Origin of the sequence: Arthrobacter sp. JUb115, from assembly GCF_004365035.1 — a bacterium.
In the GTDB taxonomy this organism is placed as follows: Bacteria; Actinomycetota; Actinomycetes; order Actinomycetales; family Micrococcaceae; genus Glutamicibacter.
Genome location: NZ_SOBS01000005.1, coordinates 153,380 through 171,961, shown reverse-complemented (window position 1 = coordinate 171,961; position 18,582 = coordinate 153,380). Strand labels below are relative to the sequence as shown.

At 63.6% G+C, this 18,582-nt stretch carries 18 protein-coding genes; 4 read left to right on the top strand and 14 right to left on the bottom strand.

Annotated elements, in window-relative coordinates; translation table 11 throughout:
• Nucleotides 1-73: 73 nt before the first annotated feature.
• The 8 genes from EDF61_RS10775 to EDF61_RS10740 all read right to left on the bottom strand — a co-directional run bounded on the left by EDF61_RS10775 (nucleotide 74) and on the right by EDF61_RS10740 (nucleotide 7,713).
• Nucleotides 74-1,552, bottom strand: a complete 1,479-nt coding sequence (locus EDF61_RS10775) for an amino acid permease (RefSeq protein WP_133834084.1) — start codon at nucleotides 1,550-1,552, stop codon at nucleotides 74-76.
• 14 nt (nucleotides 1,553-1,566) lie between these two features.
• The gene (locus EDF61_RS10770) at nucleotides 1,567-2,982 is read right to left on the bottom strand and encodes an aspartate ammonia-lyase (RefSeq protein ID WP_133834083.1); all 1,416 of its coding nucleotides are present in this window, start codon (nucleotides 2,980-2,982) and stop codon (nucleotides 1,567-1,569) included.
• Nucleotides 2,983-3,029: 47 nt separating this feature from the next.
• Nucleotides 3,030-4,025, bottom strand: coding sequence for an asparaginase (locus EDF61_RS10765; protein ID WP_286172202.1), 996 nt, complete (start codon nucleotides 4,023-4,025; stop codon nucleotides 3,030-3,032).
• Nucleotides 4,022-4,726 (bottom strand): FadR/GntR family transcriptional regulator, encoded by a 705-nt coding sequence (locus EDF61_RS10760; RefSeq protein ID WP_105656225.1) that lies wholly within the window; start codon nucleotides 4,724-4,726, stop codon nucleotides 4,022-4,024. Before EDF61_RS10760 ends, EDF61_RS10765 begins: the two co-directional genes overlap by 4 nt.
• A gap of 136 nt (nucleotides 4,727-4,862) precedes the next feature.
• The gene (locus EDF61_RS10755) at nucleotides 4,863-5,300 is read right to left on the bottom strand and encodes an SRPBCC family protein (RefSeq protein WP_133834082.1); all 438 of its coding nucleotides are present in this window, start codon (nucleotides 5,298-5,300) and stop codon (nucleotides 4,863-4,865) included.
• 9 nt (nucleotides 5,301-5,309) lie between these two features.
• Complete coding sequence (locus tag EDF61_RS10750; RefSeq protein WP_133834081.1) at nucleotides 5,310-6,290, bottom strand: TIGR03086 family metal-binding protein; 981 nt, start codon at nucleotides 6,288-6,290, stop codon at nucleotides 5,310-5,312.
• A complete protein-coding gene (locus EDF61_RS10745; protein WP_133834080.1) occupies nucleotides 6,287-6,625 on the bottom strand; it encodes an ArsR/SmtB family transcription factor in 339 nt (112 codons plus the stop codon). Before EDF61_RS10745 ends, EDF61_RS10750 begins: the two co-directional genes overlap by 4 nt.
• A 137-nt stretch (nucleotides 6,626-6,762) precedes the next feature.
• The gene (locus EDF61_RS10740; protein ID WP_133834079.1) at nucleotides 6,763-7,713 is read right to left on the bottom strand and encodes a beta-ketoacyl-ACP synthase III; all 951 of its coding nucleotides are present in this window, start codon (nucleotides 7,711-7,713) and stop codon (nucleotides 6,763-6,765) included.
• A 247-nt stretch (nucleotides 7,714-7,960) separates the two neighbouring features.
• Here EDF61_RS10740 and EDF61_RS10735 point away from each other — a divergent pair, with 247 nt between their 5' ends.
• The gene (locus EDF61_RS10735) at nucleotides 7,961-8,791 is read left to right on the top strand and encodes a metallophosphoesterase family protein (RefSeq protein WP_133834078.1); all 831 of its coding nucleotides are present in this window, start codon (nucleotides 7,961-7,963) and stop codon (nucleotides 8,789-8,791) included.
• Between the two features lie 64 nt (nucleotides 8,792-8,855).
• A complete protein-coding gene (locus tag EDF61_RS10730; RefSeq protein ID WP_133834077.1) occupies nucleotides 8,856-9,416 on the top strand; it encodes a histidine phosphatase family protein in 561 nt (186 codons plus the stop codon).
• A gap of 98 nt (nucleotides 9,417-9,514) precedes the next feature.
• Here EDF61_RS10730 and EDF61_RS10725 read toward each other — a convergent pair whose 3' ends face one another.
• The 5 genes from EDF61_RS10725 to EDF61_RS10705 form a co-directional block, all read right to left on the bottom strand.
• Complete coding sequence (locus EDF61_RS10725) at nucleotides 9,515-12,037, bottom strand: hypothetical protein (RefSeq protein ID WP_133834076.1); 2,523 nt, start codon at nucleotides 12,035-12,037, stop codon at nucleotides 9,515-9,517.
• 238 nt (nucleotides 12,038-12,275) lie between these two features.
• Nucleotides 12,276-13,445, bottom strand: a complete 1,170-nt coding sequence (locus EDF61_RS10720) for an acetyl-CoA C-acyltransferase (protein WP_133834075.1) — start codon at nucleotides 13,443-13,445, stop codon at nucleotides 12,276-12,278.
• On the bottom strand, nucleotides 13,442-14,092 hold the full coding sequence (locus tag EDF61_RS10715) for a 3-oxoacid CoA-transferase subunit B (RefSeq protein WP_133834074.1): 651 nt from the start codon (nucleotides 14,090-14,092) through the stop codon (nucleotides 13,442-13,444). The genes EDF61_RS10720 and EDF61_RS10715 overlap by 4 nt, the downstream gene beginning before the upstream one ends.
• A gap of 2 nt (nucleotides 14,093-14,094) precedes the next feature.
• The gene (locus EDF61_RS10710) at nucleotides 14,095-14,799 is read right to left on the bottom strand and encodes a CoA transferase subunit A (RefSeq protein WP_133834073.1); all 705 of its coding nucleotides are present in this window, start codon (nucleotides 14,797-14,799) and stop codon (nucleotides 14,095-14,097) included.
• Between the two features lie 162 nt (nucleotides 14,800-14,961).
• Nucleotides 14,962-15,417, bottom strand: a complete 456-nt coding sequence (locus tag EDF61_RS10705) for a VOC family protein (protein WP_133834072.1) — start codon at nucleotides 15,415-15,417, stop codon at nucleotides 14,962-14,964.
• A 102-nt stretch (nucleotides 15,418-15,519) separates the two neighbouring features.
• On the opposite strand from EDF61_RS10705, the gene EDF61_RS10700 reads away from it, so the two are divergent.
• Both EDF61_RS10700 and EDF61_RS10695 read left to right on the top strand, forming a co-directional pair.
• Nucleotides 15,520-16,290: an IclR family transcriptional regulator gene (locus tag EDF61_RS10700; RefSeq protein ID WP_133834071.1), complete on the top strand. Its 771-nt coding sequence runs from the start codon at nucleotides 15,520-15,522 to the stop codon at nucleotides 16,288-16,290.
• Between the two features lie 125 nt (nucleotides 16,291-16,415).
• Nucleotides 16,416-17,516, top strand: a complete 1,101-nt coding sequence (locus tag EDF61_RS10695) for an alanine racemase (RefSeq protein WP_133834070.1) — start codon at nucleotides 16,416-16,418, stop codon at nucleotides 17,514-17,516.
• 9 nt (nucleotides 17,517-17,525) lie between these two features.
• Here the strand turns inward: EDF61_RS10695 and EDF61_RS10690 are convergent, their stop codons facing one another.
• Nucleotides 17,526-18,524 (bottom strand): DNA topoisomerase IB, encoded by a 999-nt coding sequence (locus EDF61_RS10690; protein ID WP_133834069.1) that lies wholly within the window; start codon nucleotides 18,522-18,524, stop codon nucleotides 17,526-17,528.
• Nucleotides 18,525-18,582 lie beyond the last annotated feature (58 nt).

The window sequence follows — 18,582 nt, the reverse complement described above, 5'->3', positions numbered from 1 at the left end:
GCCCGGCCGGCACGCAAAAAGAACCGGCCCGGGAGCAGCACGAGGCTGCTCCCGGACCGGTTCCGGGATCCTGCTACCGCTGGCCGGTTGGCTGCTCGTTGTGCAGCCGCGCCTTGGCGATCTCGTTGATCCGTCCGCGGCACAAGTACCAGCCGCCGATGATCAACGGGATGATGACCACCAGCGAGGCAATGGTCCAGGTGCCGATGGGATTATCGAAGGCCATCATCACCAGCACCAGGGCCAGGAAGCCCAGGGTGACCCAGCCGGAGACCGGAGCCAGCGGCATCCGGAAGCCGGGGCGCTGCTGCTCGCCGCGCTTGGCGGACTTCACCAGCGCCATCTGGCACAGCACGATCATCCCCCAGGAGGCAATGATGCCGATGGCCGCGAAGTTCAGCACGATCTCGAAGGCCTTGGCCGGGACCACGGCGTTGAGCACCACGCCGAACACGGCCACCACAGCGGTGATCACGATGCCGCCGTAGGGAACCCCGGCCTTGTTCATCCGCCCGGCGAATTTCGGCGCCGAGCCGTTCAATGACATGGAGCGCATGATGCGCCCGGTGGAGTAGAGCCCGGCGTTCAGCGAGGACAGCGCCGCGGTGAGCACCACCAGGTTCATCACCACGTCCATGCCCTGCACGCCGATGGATCCGAAGAAGGTCACGAACGGCGATTCCCCGGCGCTGTACGCGGTGTAGGGCAGCAACAGCGAGAGCAGCACCAGCGAGCCGACGTAGAATACGGCGATGCGGATGATCACGGTGTTGATCGCCTTGGGCATGACCTTTTCCGGATTCTCCGTTTCGCCCGCGGCGGTGCCGATCAGCTCGATGGAAGCATAGGAGAAGACCACGCCCTGCATCAGCACCAGCACCGGCAGCAGGCCATTGGGCAGCAGCCCGCCATTGGAGCTGAGCAGCGAGAAGCCGACCTCATGTCCTGCCAGCGGCGTGCCGAAGATGACGAAGTAGCAGCCAATGATCAGGAAGGCCACCAGAGCCACGACCTTGACCAGTGCGAACCAGAATTCCATCTCGCCGAAGGCCTTGACCGAGATCAGGTTCATGGCCAGCACCACGGCCAGCGCCAGCAGCGCCCAGAGCCACTGGGGCACCGAGCTGATCCACCCCACGTACTTGCCGAAGAAGCCCATGTACAGGGCCACCGCGGTGATATCGACAATGGCGGTCATTACCCAGTTCAGCCAGTACAGCCAGCCGGTGGCGAAGGCCGCCTTCTCGCCGTAGAACTCGCGGGCGTAGGACACGAAGGAACCGGTGGACGGGCGGTGCATGACCAGTTCGCCCAGCGCCCGCAGGATCAGGAAGGCGAAGAAGCCGCAGACTGCGTAGCTGATGACAATGCCCGGTCCGGCTTCGGCCAACCGGCCGCCGGCACCCATGAACAGCCCGGTGCCGATGGCGCCGCCAATGGCGATCATCTGCATCTGCCGGGAGGACAGGCCCTTGTGGTAATCGTTGTCGCCGGCCGTCAGCGCGGCATCGGGGACGTGCGCCGCGGTGGCGTGCGGAGTGGAATTATCCATATGATTCCTCGGATCTAGTCGGTGAGGTTGGCGAGGCGCTCGGGGGAGAGCAACTCATTGAGGTCTTCGGCCGAGAGCAGGCCGCGTTCGAGCACCAGCTCGGCCACGCCGCGCCCGGTGTGCAGCGCTTCGAGGGCCACCGAGGTGGATGCCGCGTAGCCCAGCCGCGGGTTCAGCGCGGTGACCAGGCCGATGGAGTTCTCCACCTCGCGGCGCAGCGCCTGCTCGTCCACGGTGATCCCGTCGATGCACTTGTGCGCCAGGGTCAGGCAGCCGTTGGCCAGGTGCTTCAGGGAGAGCCCGATCGAGTGCACAATCACCGGCTCGAAGGCGTTCAGCTGCAGCTGCCCGCCCTCGGCGGCCATGGTCACGGTCAAGTCGTGGCCCACCACCTGGTAGGCGATCTGGCTGACCACTTCCGGGATCACCGGGTTGACCTTGCCGGGCATGATCGAGGAGCCGGACTGCACGGCCGGCAGCTGCAGGTCGTTCAGGCCAGCGCGCGGACCGGAGGAGAGCAGGCGCAGGTCGTTGCAGATCTTGGAGATCTTCAGCGCCACGCGCTTGAGCACGCCCGAGAGGTGCACGAACGCGCCCACATCCGAAGTGGCTTCGATCAGGTCCGGGCTGGTGGTCAGCGGCAGGCCGGTCAGCTCGCGCAGGTGGCGGCAGGCGGCCTCGGCATAGCCTGCCGGGGCGTTCAGCCCGGTGCCGATGGCGGTGGCGCCGAGGTTGATCTCGGTGACCAGGCACAGCGATTCCTCCAGCCGCGCCCGGTCCTCGCCCAGGGTCACGGCCCAGCCGCGGAACTCCTGGCCCACGGTCATCGGCACGGCGTCCTGCAGCTGGGTGCGGCCCATCTTCACCACGGTGCGGAACTCGGCGGCCTTGGCGATGCACGAATCCTGCAGCACCTCGATGGCTGCCAGCAGCGGCTGGGTGGCGAAGTGCGTGGCGATGTTCACCGCGGTCGGGTAGGCGTCGTTGGTGGACTGCGAGAGGTTCACATGGTCGTTGGGGTGCAAGAAGGAGTACTCGCCCTTGGCATGGCCCATGATTTGCAGCGCCAGGTTGGCGATGACCTCGTTGGCGTTCATGTTCGTGCTGGTGCCGGCCCCGCCCTGGATCGGGTCGATGATGAACTGCTCATGCAGCGCCCCGCCGGCGATGGCCTCGCAGGCCTGGTCGATGGCGTTCGCGCGCTGGGTGTCCAGCAGCCCCAGCTCGTGGTTGGCACGCGCCGCGGCCTGCTTCACGCGCGCCAATGCGCGGATCAGGTGCGGGTTGCCGGACAACTCGGTGCCGGTGATGTCGAAGTTCTCCTTGGCGCGCAGCGTGTGCACGCCCCAGTAGGCATCCGCCGGGATATCGCGGTCGCCGATCAGGTCATGCTCGCTGCGGGTCTGGCCGCTGAGCAAGGTTTCAGGCATGGTGGATTCTTCTCCAGGATTCGTTGAAATGGTTGGAACGGAAAAAATTACAGTGCGGCCAGCAGGCCCACGGGCGCACCGCCGCCAAAGGCCGGGCTGGTAGCCAGCGGTTCAAGGGCCAATGCGGCCTCGGAGCCCAGGTGCTCGGCGAGCAGCTTGGCGGTGATCGGCATCCGGGCGCGGTCCGAGCCGTCGGCGATCTTCACGGCCAGCGCGCTGCCATCGGGCAGGCCCACGGCCTGGATGCCCTCGAAACCGTCCTTGGCCACGGAGCCGGGCACCGCGCGCATCAGGGCGGTGACATCGCGGCCAACGCCGGCTACCAGTTCCGGGTAGCCGGCCATAGCCGCGGCCACGCGTGCCTCGGCGGTGCCTTGCGCGGCGCTGGCCAGCTTGCCGAAGGCGCGGGCCAATCCGGCCAGGGTCATCCGGTAGACCGGGGTGCCGCAGCCGTCGGTGCTCACCCCGGAGATCTGTTCGCCCGAAAGATCCTCCACGGTGTCCTGCAGCAGCTGCAGGAGGCGCTCGTCGTGCAGGTAGTTGGCGGTGTCCCAGCCCTTGAGCTCGCACAGGGCCGCCAGTGCGGCGTGCTTGCCCGAGCAGTTCTGCGCGAGCGCGGTGGCCTTGCCGCCAGCGGCCAGGTAGTCCTGGCGCTCGGCAACGCCGTAGGGCAGGTCGGTGGAATTGCGCAGCGCTGTGTGGTCCAGGCCGGCGGCGGCCAGCGTGGATTCGGCGACCTGCAGGTGGCGCGGGCTCCCGGAGTGGCTGGCCGAGGCCAAGGCCAGCTGCTGGTCGTCGAGCTGCAGTCCGGCGCGCAGCATGCCCACGGCGAACAGCGGCTTGAGCGCCGAGCGCGGGTAGAACGCGGCCTGGGCATCGCCGCGGCTGGCGGCGATGGAGCCGGCGGGATCCAGCAGCACGGCCGAGCCGTAGTGGATGGACTCCACGGCCTCGCCGCGGGTGGCGATGACCAGCGGTTCGTGCTGCGGCAGTGCCTCAACGACCAGCGAAGCGCGCAGGGTCTGGGGATCGGCGGGGGTCACTTCTTGCTCCTGACTATGGTGGATACTGCTTGCTGCACCGCATTGAGGTGCTTGGCCATCGCATTGTTGGCCGCTTGCGGGTCTTGGGCGGCGATGGCCTGGTAGATTTCCTGGTGCTCCGAGTTCGACGGCGACCGGCGGCCGGCAACCAGGTTCACGGTCTCGGACTGGCGGGCCATGGCCTCGCGGATGTCCGCGACGACCTTGGAGAACACCGAGTTGCCGCTGGCCTGGGCGATCGCGGCATGGAAGGCGGCGTCCAGCTCGACCCAGGCTGCCGGGTCGTCTTCCTGCTCCATCGCCTCGATCAGCCCGCTGATCCGCTCCAGGTCCTCGGCGGTGCGCCGGGTGGCGGCGAGGGTGGCAGCCGGGATCTCGATATGCGGACGGGCTTCGTGCAGGTCGTCGGAGGAGAACGTGCCCAGTTTCAGCTCGCGGGTGGGCCGGTGGGAGACCACGAAGGTGCCGCGCCCGGTTTCGGTGCGGGTCAGGCCCAGGGCCGCGCAGGAGCGCAGCGCTTCGCGGATGACCGAGCGGCTCACGCCGTAGTCGGCCGCGAGGGCAGCTTCGGATCCCAGTTTCGCGCCGATGGCGATTTCCTGGGCTTCAATGGCTAGGCGGAGTGCATGGAAGACGCCTTCGGCAGCGGATCGTCGTTCGATCGGTTGCTGTCCGGGTGTCCAGCTGTCAGACAGGTTCACGTGTACCAGTCTGGGGTGTGATCCACTTAACGTCAAGTCGAGAACTGGAGCAATCGGGAATGCTCAGGTCAGTGACGCGCGAACACCGCGGACACGATGCCACAGGCAAGGTATCCGCGGTGTTCGCCGCTGGTCCTCAGTCTTTCTCCAGGATGCTTTTCAGCGCCCGGAGATCAGCCATATTGGCTCGCCGCATCATCATTTCCATCAGCGGGCCGGCCAGTTTGCCGAAGCCAGTTGGCTCGCCGTCATTGCGCAGGTGGACCCGAGTCGCCGTTGGCCCTATCGCTTCGAAGCGATAGGTGGTGCGCATGGGAAACGGGCCCTGCGCGGTGGCCATGACCAGTTCCTCGTTCTGCGCGAACCTGGTGACTTCGTAGGTGTAGGAAAGCTTCCGTCCAAGGAACCTGGCTTCGAAGGCGGTGTGTGATCCGAGGCCGAAGCCATGGGGATCCAGCCGGCGCACCGAGTGGATATTCCGGTACCACGCTGGAGCGTTCAGCGGGTTCATCGCGTAGCCGGCCACCACCGAACGTGGCCGGTCGATAGCGATGCTCGTGGAGACGTCAACCATGGGAGGTCCTCAGGCTCCTGCGGGAACGCGGCCGGTGAACGCAATCAGGCGATCCAGGCTGCTGGCGGATTCGGCGACCATGGTTTCTTCCGCGAAGGAACCGGAGGTGCGCTGAGCCGGTCCCACAGTCTTGCGTGCCAAGCCCAGTACGTATTCCGCGTGGCCAGGATGGATCGCGAACTCCTGGCCGGTCGCCTGGGCGAAGTCCCACCCGTGAACCATCAGTTCCAGATTCAGGATCCCGGCAACCACTGAAGCCGGCATGACAGCGAATCCGAGATCAATCTCGCCGGCAACGCCGCGAGCGGCAAAAGCCTCCAGGGTCGGCTGCACCAGGTTGGCGATGCGAGCTTCCGGCGCCAGGGCCGGGTCATCGGATACCGCAGCGCCCAGGGCACCGCCGATCATCGAGACCGAACCCGCAAGGTGATCCAGCAGCTCGCTCACGGAGAACTCGGAGCAGGGAGTGGCTTTGGCCAGGTCCGCTGCGCAGATGTTGTTCAGGATGAACTGCAGGGCTGCCACGGAGCCCTCGGCGGAAACGATCGGATTCTGCGGCTCGGGCACGGCGTTCCACTCGTCGATGGCTGCTTCGCCGGTTTCGGCAAACTCCTTCAGCCGATCCAGGAAGTGGTTCCATCCCTCGGCGTGGCCCGAGGACTGCTCGGCGTCCAGCCCCTCATGGCGCAAGGTCAGGGCCGTGCCCTGATCCAGCGGTTCCAGGGTGATGAAAACCGTCGAATCGCCGGGCGGAACGGCATCCGAACCTTCCCATCCCATGGTGAAGACCAGGCGCTTGCCGGGCTCGATTTCGGTGAAAGTGCCCGAGGCCTGGTGGCCCGGACCCATGGTGAAGCGGTAGCTGCCGCCGGTCTGCAGGTCAACGCGGTTGGCAACGGTTTGCCAGCGGCGAAGGCGTTCCGGGTTGGTGACCAGTGCAAAGGCGGTGTCGGCGTCAATGGGGAGGATGACTGTTCGTTCAAAGCTCATGGCTTTTCTCCTGGTGGCTGGTGCGGTGGCCCATTGAACGACGCCAATTCGGCGGCCTCGGCAACGAGCAGGTCGAGTTCGGTATTCCAGAACGAGTCAAGGAGGGCCTTGAGCTTCGTGATGCCTGCAGGGTCCAGCGAGTAGTAGCGGCTGCGGCCATCCTTGCGGGCTTGCAGCAGTCCTACGTCAATCAACAGCAGCAGGTGTTGCGAGATGGCGGAGCGGCTGACGGCGAAGTTCACGGCCAGTTCCGTCACCGTGCGTTCCCCGGAACCCAGCAACTGAATCAAGCGCCTGCGCGTTGGCTCGGAAGCGACTTCCAGTAGATCAAGCATGAAAAATACGTTAGCAGTCACTAACGCGTTGTTGCAAGGGGTTCGGAGCAGCTTTTTAGGCTGATGCGGAAGGCGCCGTTAAAGCACTAGTGGGCGCCACGGCAAAATGCCGTAGCGCCCACTCATGGCGAAAATACTTAAGGGATCGTGATGATCTGGCCGGCGTAAGCCAGGCCGCCACCGAAGGCGAAGAGCAACGCCTTGGAACCCGAAGGCAATGGCTCATCCGAAGCCATCAACTTGGAAAGGGCCAGCGGAACCGAAGCGGCCGAAGTGTTGCCCGAGTACACCACATCGGTGGCCACGCGCGCGTTCGGTGCGCCGATCTTCTCTGCCAATGGCTCGATGATGCGCAGGTTGGCCTGGTGCAGGACAATGGCATCCAGCTCCTCAGGCTTCATGCCGGCACGGTCGATGATTTTCGAAGCGATCTTCGGCAGCTGCGTGACGGTCCAGCGGTAAACGCTCTGGCCGTTCTGCGCGAACTTCATGTTGTTTTCCTCTTCGATGCGCACTGCATCGGACAGGGATGGAACCGAACCCCAGACCACCGGCGAGATGCCGTTGTCTTCCGATGCGGTGATCACGAAAGCGCCAGCGCCGTCCGCGGTCAGCACGCAGGTGGTGCGATCGGTGAAGTCGGTGTAGTCGGTGAGCATCTCCGAGCCGATAACCAAGGCATTCGTCGCCGAGCCAGCGGCAATGGCGCCCTGGGCCAGGCCAACTGCGTGGGCAAAGCCTGCGCAAGCCACGTTCACGTCCACCGCTGCCGGCCCTTGGTCCATGCCCAGGGCGTTAGCTACGCGTGCGGCCATGTTCGGCGAACGGTCCGTAGCGGTGCAGGTGGCGACGATGATCATGTCGATATCGGCTGCCTTGATGCCAGCTGCGTTGCCCAGCGCCATCTCCGCGGCCTTGAGGGCCATGGAGTCTACGGTTTCAACACCGGTTCCCCAGCGGCGTTCTTCGATGCCGACACGTCGGGTGATCCATTCATCACTGGTTTCCACCAACTTTTCCAGCTCGGTGTTAGGGACGATGCGCTCTGGCTGGAAGTGGCCAAAGGCGACGACTTTGCTGCCGGTCATGGATATAGCTCCTCGGTGGATTCAAATCTTCTCTTCTAAGATTAGTCGTTTTGGATGCTACTCGCCGTTCATATGCGCCAGAAAGCATGTGTCAGCCAGTTTTACCTGCCTTCCATGACCCATTTGTCCGATTATCGGCAAAACCCCGATTCTTCAGGACTTCATATGGCGTCGACACCCTGTTCACCTGCTGGCCAGAACCCCGGCGTTCAATGGGATGAAATGCAGCAGCCGTGAAGGAGGAAAAATGGAACCTCTGACGATGATCCAATTGAGCGACACCCACCTGCGTCCCGAAGGGCAGCTGCTTCACGGATCCATTGATTCGTGGCAACGAACAGAACAGGCGCTGGAAGCAGCCGCGTGCCTGGATCCGGATGCCATTGTGGTGACCGGCGATATCGCAGACCGCGGTTCGGACATCCATGAGCGGGCCGCAGGGATCTTCAACCAGGCCCAGCGCGAACTGGATTGCCCGGTCATCACCGTTCCGGGCAACCATGATCCGTTGGGCGCGATTGGAGAATCCTTCAACACCAGGCGCCTGTCCACCGGTCCGCATCCAGCCGACACGGTGCACGAGGTCCTGGGGCTTCGGATTATCGGTTTGGACAGCGGGGGATTCCAATTGGCCCGGGGACGCTTGGAACAGCGGCAGCTCGATTGGCTTGCCTCGCTGCTGGCGGTTCCGGCGCCGCGCGGATCCCTGCTTCTGCTGCACCATCCTCCGGTGGAAGCCGCCAATGAAGCCCGCGCCGGCCGCGGGCTGGAGAACCCGATGGAGCTGGCGGCCATCGCCGCCGGAAGCGATATCCGTGCAATCCTTTGCGGCCACTACCATCAGGCGTCCACCAGCCAGCTGTTGAGCACCCCGGTGTTCATGGCTCCTGCAGTGTCCTACAACATGAATCCATTTGCCCCGACGCAGATCGTTGACGAGCCTGCAGCGGGATTCAACGTCATCAAGGTCGGGGCCAAATCGGTCGACGCGTTCGCTGCAACCAGCGGCCAGTACGCCGCGCTGCACGCCAGCACCCCGCTGCCAGCGCCGGTCAAGAGTTCGCAGACCGGCAACTGACTCCAAGAACACTACTTCGCACCGGGCACCTGTTGCTTCGGTGCATGCCAGAAAGAAGAAGACGATGAGCGCAAAGAAACTGATCCTGATCCGCCACGGACAGACCGAATGGAACAAGGCAGGACGCCTGCATGGACGCAGCGACCTGCCACTGAACGATACCGGCATCCGCCAAGCCCAGCAGCTGGCCACCGAGCTGGCACCCGAAGGTACTTGGGACGCAGTGTATTCCTCCCCGTTGTTCCGTGCCCGCCAAACAGCGCAGATCCTCGCCAATAGCCTGGGCATCCGTGCCCTGCACGAAAACCAGGAACTGATGGAGCAGGACTTCGGCGATCTCGAAGGCACCTTGGTGGCCGATGGCGCCGACGAACAGCGTCAGCTGCTGGTTGGCACCGGAGAAACCGAAGATCATCTGGTGGGGCGTGCAGTGAACGCATTGTTCAAGATCTGCCATCAGCATCCCGGGCAGAACGTGATGGTCGTGAGCCACAGTGCCTTGATCTGCTCGGTAATCGCCGCGCTCACCGGCGAAAGCAATCCGCGCATGGCCAATGGAACCTATGTCGAGCTGGATGCGCAGCTACTGGTCAACCACGTCTCGCGCGAACCGCTGTGGCATTAGGAAGCAAAGGGCAAAGCCGCGTGCCGGCCATAGATCATGGCCGGCACGCGGCTTTGCGTTCTAGTCAGCGGCGGGCTAGCAGCAGCTGAAGCAGCGGCTTACCACCAGGATGCGCCTTCGACGGTGACCTGGGGCTTCTCGCCGTACCAATCCACGCTGCCCGTGAAGCTGCGGGTGAGCTCTTCTTCGTCGTAATCAATGAACTCCATGTCATTGAGCTTGTACTTGAAGACGATCTCGGAGCTTGAGAAACTGCCCGATTCCTCGATGGCCACGCTTTCAGCATGCGACTTCACAGAGAACGATGCGATGTCCTTGGACTGCAAGGTGCTCGGGCAACCGTCATCGAGGTTGGTTGGAACGGTCACGCAGGCAGTAGCGAACTTCTTGACCTCATCCAGAACCAGCTCGTCGAGCTTCTCGGTGGTGGTCGTAACCAGCGCCGCCTGTGCCGGCTGCGAATCAGGATGGTTGACGCGCAATTCCTGCGCTTCGCTCGTCAGGTATTCATTGCCAGGCGCTGAGACATCATAGATGCCCGGGTAGGCGTAGAAGCTGCCGGTGAAGGAACGTCCCTCGCCGTAGTAGTCCTCGCTTTCAAGCAGCTTGACCTTGGCCTTGCCGACAGTGACTTCCGAGCTCTTATCGGAGGTGATCTCCACCGGAACAATCAATGCTTCATTGAGCACCCAGGTATCGAGCAGGCCGAAGTCCTTGTCGCCCGCGTCGACATTGAAGGAGCGTTCGTGGCGCTCGCCGTTGATGGAGTAGATCGCTCGCACACGGGCCGAGTCCTTGCCCTTGGATTCCTCGATGACATCAACGAGTTCCAAGCGCTGCTTGGCGTTGCCCAGGACATCGCCGCTGAGCAGGACGCGCGAGGCGTTGTCGATCCCCGGGTCGACCATCTCGGTCGCCTTGCCGGCCTGGCCCTCGGCAAGCAGCGCGAGGTATTTCTCAACTTCAGCTTCGGGCTTGCGCTGCCCGTTCAGGTAGGCGATGGCACCGAAGCCCAGACCGGCAATGACTGCCAGCGCAAGAACCGAGAAGCCAACGGCCTTGGCCTTCTTCTTGGACTCTTCCGAGGCCGGGGCCAGCGCCGGAGCCGGTTCACCAGCCATCGGCTGGCCGTCGGCGGACACGGCAGGGGTGGATTGGGCTGCGGCGGCAACTGGAGCAGCCTGGCTGGGTGCGGCTGCAACCGGCGAAGCCGGAGCAACGGCAGGTGCCTGGCCGGAAACCCATCGCGCTGCGGCGTCCTTGCCGGCAATCACTGCCAGCAGGGATGGGGCGAAGCGGTAGACCTGCAAGGGCAGGATTTCTGCCAGCAGCGAGACAACTGCGGCCCCGAGTGCCAGGAAGATCACCGAGTACCAGGTGATGCCGTAGGACATGCTGCCGCTCATGTTGCCCATCTCGTTGGCGGTGATGGCGCCACCCAGGGAGATGTTGGTCAGCCCGGCAAGAATCATCCACAGGACCAAAGCCGCTACCGGCAGCTGCCAAGCGCGCTGCATGTTGAAACCAGCGGCCAGTCGACCACGGTGCACGCCAATACGGATAGCCGCCAGGAGTACCAGGAGGGCGCTCAGGACCAGGAGCCAAGCACCCTTGCCGTCGGCGATATCCCAGATGCGCAGGACGGATTCGGGCATGGCATCGGCGGTGTATTCGCCCAGGAAGCTGGCCATGCCGGAGACATTCGGAGCCAGCGCCCCGAGGAAGCCCAACGCTGCCACATATGAACCGATGGTTCCCAGCAGCGGGAGCAGGATCAGGCCCAAGCTCCAGGGCATGTCATCTGGACGCTGGGTGAATGCGGCAATGATGCCGACCAAGGCGAAAGCCGCCAAGGTCGAAACGGCCAGGGCCACGGCCTCGCGGACGCCGGTAAGCAATGGGGATCCGGCGTTGGCGCGCTGGGGTGCGGTGGCAAGGAACTGCGAGAAGAAAACGGCCAAGGCAATCGTGAAGAAGACACCTGCATATCGCGGGGACACCGCGGCGGAGAAGAATTCGCCACCCTGGATGCTGAGCTTCCCGAAGAGCGCAATGACCAGGAAGACCAATGCCAGGACCAGCGCGTGCAGTCCGGAGGCCAATGCAGCGCTCTTCCAACCGCCGTTGCGTGCGCCACGACGCAGCTTGCGCACGATCAGGTAGTTCGCGGCGCAGATTGCCACGATGGAGGTGACCGAAACGAGGGCGAATGCGAGGCTGAGCTCGCCGAACATGCCGAATCCGCCCCCGGATCCGGTGATCTTCAGCCCGCCGCCCAGGACGGCACCGAAGACCATGATGAAGGCCTTGAAGGAATTGAGCTGGGACGCCACGTTGAATTCAGCGGAGCTGCCGCCACCGATCTCCTTGGCCATCGAGGCCAGGGGGATCAGGTAGCAAAGAGCCAGGACGATGCCAATGGCCGCAATGGCGCCGGCTTGGAATCCAAGAAGCTCCAGGCTGGCACGCGACTTCAGTTCCAGGACCGCGTTGGTGAATTTCCTGACCTGCCGGTTCTGCCCGGCATTCTGGAACGGGTTCGCCGGTGCCGCCGGCGCTGGCAATGGATCCGAAGGTGCCGGTGGCACCTTTGGATCATCAGGCAATTGCGTATTTTCCAAGGTGAGTCCTCACATGGTGCGATGATGGCGTCACATCCGGGCGTTCTTGGAAACTTAAAGTCGAACAATTGGAATATGACCTTCCAATTACAAAACAAGTAAGTGGAAGAACAAAGTCCAGTTAAGAAATATGCGGCGGCTTAAGGAGCGAGTTCCGCCTTTCACTTCACCGGTAAATGGAAAAGCCGGTGCGGTTGGATCCCAGAAGACCCAACCGCACTGGCTAATCGGACAGCGGCTACAGCGAACGCAGCACCACTGCGGTGCCCTGGCCGCCACCACCGCAGATGCCGATGGCACCCAGCGAGCCGGCCGGCATCTCGTGGAGCTGGCGGGCCAACGTGCCAATGATGCGTGCACCGGAAGCGCCAATCGGGTGGCCCAGGGCAATCGCGCCACCATGCGGATTCACGATGGAGGCATCGAGACCCAGCGCCTTGGTGGACTGCACCGCGACAGCGGCGAAAGCTTCATTGATTTCGACGGCCTTCAGGTCCTGGGCTTTGGCCCCGGCCTTCTCCAGGGCTGCGCTGATGGCATTGGATGGCTGCTCGTGCAGGGTGCGGTCCGGGCCGGCAACGAAAGCGTGCGAGAGAATTTCAGCCAACGGCTCCAGGCCCAGGCGCTCAATGGCCGCATCGCTGGCCAGCACCACGGCTGCTGCGCCGTCGGTGATCTGCGAGGAGTTGCCCGCAGTAATGGTGCCTTCCTTGGCAAAGGCCGGACGCAGCTTGCCCAAGGATTCCACGGTGGTTGCTTCGCGGATGCCATCATCTTCGCTGATCGTGGTGTCGCCGCGACGGCTGGAAATGGTAAATGGCGCAATCTCGCCGGCTGCGAAATCGCGGGCCGCGGCAGCGCGCTGGTGGGATGCGGCCGAGACCGTATCCTGGGCCTCGCGGGTCATCGACAACTTGGCATTGTGCTCCTCGGTGGAAGCGCCCATCGAACGCTTCTCGGCAGCATCGGTCAGGCCGTCGTATTCCAGGGTGTCAATCAGTTCAATGGCACCGTACTTGGTTCCGGCACGGGCGCGCTGCACGTGCGGAGCCAGGGACATGGATTCCTGGCCGATAGCCAGGACAACGTCTGCCTCGCCGCTATTGATCAGGCGGGCTCCTGCCACAACGGCCTCGGCACCTGAGAGGCATACGGCATTCACGGCGATGGCCGGAACGTCCAGCGCAATGCCGGCACCCACAGCGGATTGGCGGGCCGGGTTCTGGCCGGCGCCACCTTGCAGCACCTGGCCGGCGATGACCTGCTGGACCTCGCTGGGATCAATTCCGGCACGTTCCAGCGCGGCCTTGCCGGCATGGGCGCCGAGCTCGGTGGCCGGGACGGAGGCGAAGGCGCCGTTGAATTTCACGAATGGGGTACGGGCGTAGCCCACAATTTTTGCGGTCATGCTTTCAGATCCTCCACAATATCCACGGCAAATTCTGCTGCCGTGATGTCCTTGATGGTTTCCACGCTTTCACCCGGGGCTACTGCACGCAGGGTCAAGGTCGAGTTTTCTATATCAAACACTGCTCGGTCGGTGATGATGCGGTTGACCACGCCGACTCCGGTGAGCGGCAGGTCGCATTTCTCCACAATCTTGGATGTCCCGTCCTTGGCCACGTGATCGGTCAGAACGATCACGCGCGGGGTGCCGGCGACCAGGTCCATGGCGCCGCCCATGCCCTTGACCAGCTTGCCCGGGATGGTCCAATTGGCCAGATCGCCATTGGCAGCCACTTGCAGGGCGCCGAGGATCGCGGTCTGGACGTGGCCGCCGCGGATCATGCCGAAGGAGGTCGCCGAATCGAAGAAGCTGCCGCCGGGCAGGATGGTCACGGTCTGCTTGCCTGCATTGATCAGATCCGCATCTTCTTCACCTTCATAGGGGAAGGGACCCATGCCCAGCAGGCCGTTTTCGCTTTGCAGCTTGACCGAAACGCCTTCCGGCAGGTTGTTGGCCACCATCGTGGGGATTCCAATACCGAGATTCACATACTGGCCATCGGTTAATTCGCTAGCGGCAATGGCCGCCATTTCATCGCGAGTCCACATGCTCAGGCCTCCTGTCGGCTGCGCACGGTGCGCTGTTCAATGTCCTTGACCGCATCGGCCTGCACCAGGGTCTGCACAAAGATGCCGGGGGTCTCCACCAGCGACGGATCCAGGTAGCCCTCGGCAATTTCCTCGGCTTCGGCGAAGGTATGGCGGCCGGACATGGCGGCCAGCGGGTTGAAGTTCTTCGAGGTCATCCGGTAGCGCAGGTTGCCTTCGGCGTCGGCCTGGTGCGCCTTGACCAGTGCGATATCGGCAAAGATTCCACGCTCGAGGATCGCTGGCTTGCCGTTGAATTCCATGACTTCCTTGCCTTCGGCGATCGGAGTTCCCACGCCGGTGGGGGTGAAGAAGGCGGGAATGCCCACCCCGCCGGCGCGCAAGCGCTCGGCCAAGGTCCCCTGCGGGCAGAATTCAACTTCCAGGTCCCCATCGAGGAACTGCTGTGCGAACAGCTTGTTCTCCCCGACGTAGGAGGCCAGGACCTTGGAGACCTGCTTATTTTCCAGCAGGATGCCCAGCCCTTTGCCGTCTACGCCCATGTTGTTTGACACGATGGTCAGGTTGGTTGCCTTCGAATCCCGCAGTGCGGTGATCAGGCGGTTGGGGATGCCGGAGAGGCCGAAACCGCCCACTGCGATGGTCATGCCATCCTTGACGACGGCAGCCAAGGCGGCGGCTGCGTCATCCCGAAACTTCGTTGTCATCGATTCCTCCATGTGTCCACTATGTGGAGCGCGGATCTGCTTATCCTCTAACGTACGTAGTCGCAGGGGAGCATGCAATAGACCCGGTGCATTGCCGGGTAACTGGTCGGATGGTGAGGAGGAATGGCCAAGGGGTCCATATTATGGACACATCTGAGAGGGCTAGACGATGTCGAACTCGTTACCTTCGATATCGAGCATGCAGATAGCGAAATGGCCCATCTCCGGCATGTCGTGAACGGTGCGGACTTTGGCCCCCAGTGCCACCAGGCGCTCTGCCTCGTCGGTGATGATTTGCCTGCGTTCCTCGAAGCGAACGCCGCGGCCGCCGCTGACCAGCAAGTCCAGATGCAGGCGATTCTTGATGCTCTTGGCCTCCGGTACCTGCTGGAACCAAATCCTTGGCCCACCACCTTGCGGATCGACCAGCGACTCCGGTTCATCACCGGTTCCGGGCGGCAATTCATCATCCGGCACGCCCATGGACTGCCAGTAGGCGCGCCACGTGGGATGCCCGTCCGGGGCGGGCTCGGGAACGTAGCGCAAGGCTTCGGCCCAGAACCGGACCATTGCTTGCGGGCGGGCGCAGTCGATGACGATTTGCCATGTATTTTCCATGTGCTGAATTATCCGCCGACCAGCTCGATAGCAACAGGGGTACGGCGACAAAGTATGAAGCGGGAATTATCCGGCCCGTAACCGATCGTCCATAATGTGGTCATGAGCAATTCCCCGGCTGGAACCCAAGTCGTAGGGCGGCTGGCTGCCGTGCTTCGCACCGTGAGCACAGCAATGCCCGAGGGCATCACCACGACGCAAACTGCCCGGAGCACCGGTTTGGCCCGGCCCACCGTGCATCGGCTGCTCAGCGCGTTGGCCACCGAAGGATTCTGCGACCACGATCATCGCACCGGCCGCTGGCTGCTTGGCCCCGAGCTCTACCTCATGGGCGCGGTGGCAGCCGAGCGCTACGACATCAGCGAACTGGCCCGCGAGCATGTCGCCGCGCTGGCCGAGGCGACCGGGGAAAGTGCGTTCCTCTCGGCGCGGCGAGGCGACGAAACCGTGTGCTTGCTGCGCCAGGATGGAGCCTTTCCCATCCGCTCGTTCGTGCTGTATGAAGGACGGCGCTTCCCGCTGGGAGTCGCTTCGGCCGGAATCGCGATCCTTGCTTTCCTGCCTGAACAGGGCATTGAGCGCTACCTGCGCGATGCCGATCTAGAGCCAGGATATGGGCCGGCGCATTCGCGCGAAGAGCTGCGCAAAAAGGTCGCCGAAACCCGCCAGCTGGGCTATTCGGTCAACCCCGGCTTGATCGTCGAGGGCAGCTGGGGCATGGGTGCTGCGGTTTTCGACAACTCGGGACAGCCTGCCTGGGCACTGAGCCTGACCGGGATCCAAACGCGCTTTGAAGCGGACCGCCGCGAAGAGCTGGGCAACCTGCTGCTGCACCACGCGCATGAGTTGTCCACCAAGCTGTCGGCCCGGTGAAGCACGCTGCCACGCTAGTTTTTCCTTCCCCTGTACAAAGCTTCCTGCGGTAATCTTTCAGATCGGCGGGAATGCCTATTTCCAGGATTCTCCGTGACGCAGCCAAGTGCAGAAGGACGGAAAATTTGGGCACTATCCCGGCCGGAATCAACACCCCGCAGGTCATCGTTGACGTAGCGAAGCTCCAGCAGAACATTGACCGGGTGGCCCACCGGGTGGCGAGCCAGGGCCTGAAACTGCGCCCGCATGCCAAGACGCATAAGATGCATGAAATCGCCGAACGCCAGATGGACGCCGGTGCCGCCGGACTCACCGTGGCAACTGTCGGCGAAGCCCTCGCGTTTGCGCTGCACGGGGTCGCGAAGATCTTCATCGCCTACCCTCTGTGGGTCAATGAATCCCAGGCGGCACGCATCCTGGAGCTGATGCGCCGTGCCAAGCTGAGCATCGGCACGGACTCTGTCCAGGCCGTGCAGCAGATGGCCAGGATGCTGGGGGAGAAGGCCTCCAAGATCAAGCTCGTCATCGAGATCGACAGCGGCCATCACCGAAGCGGCACCAGCCCGCAAGGCGCGGTGGAAATAGCCGATGCCGCCCGTGCGGCAGGCATGCGCGTGCATGGGATCTTCACCTTCCCCGGCCACAGCTACTCGCCGGACGGCATCGACGCGGCACTCAACGATGAGCACAAGGCCCTGGCCGAAGCGGCGTGCCTGCTGCGCGAGGCCGGGCATGCCATCAAACGCATCAGCGGGGGCTCCACCCCGACCGCCGAACTGAGCGACAACTCGGTGCTGACCGAGGTGCGTCCAGGGGTGTACGTCTTCGGCGATGCGCAGCAGTTCGAGCTGGGGCGCGTGCGCTGGGAGGATATTTCCCTGACCGTCGCGTCCACCGTGATCAGCCGCCATGAAGGCGATAGGCAGATTCCCCGGCGCATCGTGCTGGACGCCGGCAGCAAGGTGCTCGGAAGCGACCGCCCGGCCTGGGCCACCGGATACGGGCGCATCGCCCAGTGCCCTGAAGCCCGCATCAGCGCACTATCGGAGCATCACGCCACCGTGCTGTGGCCCGAGCACTTGGACCTGCCAGCCCACGGCGAGCAGCTCCACGTCATCCCGAACCATGTCTGCGTCGCGGTGAACCTGGTCGACAACGTGCTGGCAGTGCATGAGGACGGCACCAGCGAGGTATGGGATGTAGCGGCCCGCGGACTGAACTTCTAGATTCTGAACCTAGCTGGCCCTTTCAAGGAACCGCAGCAGGCAGCGCGAAGCCGGATCCAAATGGTTCTTGGTCCCCAGCTGCCGTTTGGAACGGCGCAGCGCCGCCAATTTTTCCGGATCGTCCGCCAGCTCCAGCACACGGGGATCGATATAGGAGCCGGCCGCGATTTCGGGAGTATTGCCCAGTTTTCCGGCGGCCTGCTCGATGGCCAGCTTGCGCAGATTCCTGGCATCATCGGCAGCCATAGCCGAGGCGGGAGCCTCGATCAGTGCCCTGAAAGCCGCTAAGCTGCCGCCCCAGGTCCTGAAGTCCTTGGCGGTGAATCCGCTACCCAGGTGCTCCTCGAGGTACCGGTTGATTTGCGCAGGCTGGAGCAGGTGCGAGTGCCCATCGTCATCCAGGTAGCGGAAAAGCTCGTAGCCCGGCTGATCGCGCAATTGGATCAGCACTCGTGCCAGTCGCCGGCTCCTGATTTTCACATGCTGCTGCTGGCCGCTCTTGCCGGGAAACTCGAGGGTGGCGCAATGCCCTTGGACCTCCAGATGCTTGGCTCGCAGCGAAGCGGCCCCGAAGGATTGGTTGGAACGCGAGTAGGCGTGCGTGCCGATGCGCAGCAGGTGCAGATCCAGCAGCAGGACCACGGCCGCAGTGACCCTGTCCTTGTCGTTTCTTCCCCGGCGCAGATCCCGCAGCAGCTGGCGGCGGAGATTGGGCAGTGCGCGGCCGAACGCCGGCAACCGGTCGAATTTGGCGGCATCCTGCCGCTCGCGGAAATCAGGGTGGTAGATCATTTGGGTGCGCCCTGCCGCATCGATTCCGCGAGCTTGGACCTTGGCCCGCGCACTGGCCGCGATCTGGACCTGTTTCCATGCCGGCGGGATCGACAATTGCCTGATCCGATCCAGCAGGTGCTGGTCCTTCACCGTGCGTGCCCCTTCCAGATAGAAGAAGCCGGTTCCCGCGCGCCGGCGCGTGATGGGAAGCCGTTTGCTTCGGCGTGCTGCCATGGACGCCTCCCGGTAGTTGCGTAGCCGTGCAATCACGCACACGCTATCGCCGATCGCT

Excerpts from the sequence above, each read along its gene's own strand:
- EDF61_RS10775 (WP_133834084.1), bottom strand. The coding sequence starts at position 1,552 with ATGGATAATTCCACTCCGCACGCCACCGCGGCGCACGTCCCCGATGCC.
- EDF61_RS10770 (WP_133834083.1), bottom strand. The coding sequence starts at position 2,982 with ATGCCTGAAACCTTGCTCAGCGGCCAGACCCGCAGCGAGCATGACCTG.
- EDF61_RS10755 (WP_133834082.1), bottom strand. The coding sequence starts at position 5,300 with ATGGTTGACGTCTCCACGAGCATCGCTATCGACCGGCCACGTTCGGTG.
- EDF61_RS10750 (WP_133834081.1), bottom strand. The coding sequence starts at position 6,290 with ATGAGCTTTGAACGAACAGTCATCCTCCCCATTGACGCCGACACCGCC.
- EDF61_RS10745 (WP_133834080.1), bottom strand. The coding sequence starts at position 6,625 with ATGCTTGATCTACTGGAAGTCGCTTCCGAGCCAACGCGCAGGCGCTTG.
- EDF61_RS10740 (WP_133834079.1), bottom strand. The coding sequence starts at position 7,713 with ATGACCGGCAGCAAAGTCGTCGCCTTTGGCCACTTCCAGCCAGAGCGC.
- EDF61_RS10735 (WP_133834078.1), top strand. The coding sequence starts at position 7,961 with ATGGAACCTCTGACGATGATCCAATTGAGCGACACCCACCTGCGTCCC.
- EDF61_RS10730 (WP_133834077.1), top strand. The coding sequence starts at position 8,856 with ATGAGCGCAAAGAAACTGATCCTGATCCGCCACGGACAGACCGAATGG.
- EDF61_RS10720 (WP_133834075.1), bottom strand. The coding sequence starts at position 13,445 with ATGACCGCAAAAATTGTGGGCTACGCCCGTACCCCATTCGTGAAATTC.
- EDF61_RS10715 (WP_133834074.1), bottom strand. The coding sequence starts at position 14,092 with ATGTGGACTCGCGATGAAATGGCGGCCATTGCCGCTAGCGAATTAACC.
- EDF61_RS10710 (WP_133834073.1), bottom strand. The coding sequence starts at position 14,799 with ATGACAACGAAGTTTCGGGATGACGCAGCCGCCGCCTTGGCTGCCGTC.
- EDF61_RS10705 (WP_133834072.1), bottom strand. The coding sequence starts at position 15,417 with ATGGAAAATACATGGCAAATCGTCATCGACTGCGCCCGCCCGCAAGCA.
- EDF61_RS10700 (WP_133834071.1), top strand. The coding sequence starts at position 15,520 with ATGAGCAATTCCCCGGCTGGAACCCAAGTCGTAGGGCGGCTGGCTGCC.
- EDF61_RS10690 (WP_133834069.1), bottom strand. The coding sequence starts at position 18,524 with ATGGCAGCACGCCGAAGCAAACGGCTTCCCATCACGCGCCGGCGCGCG.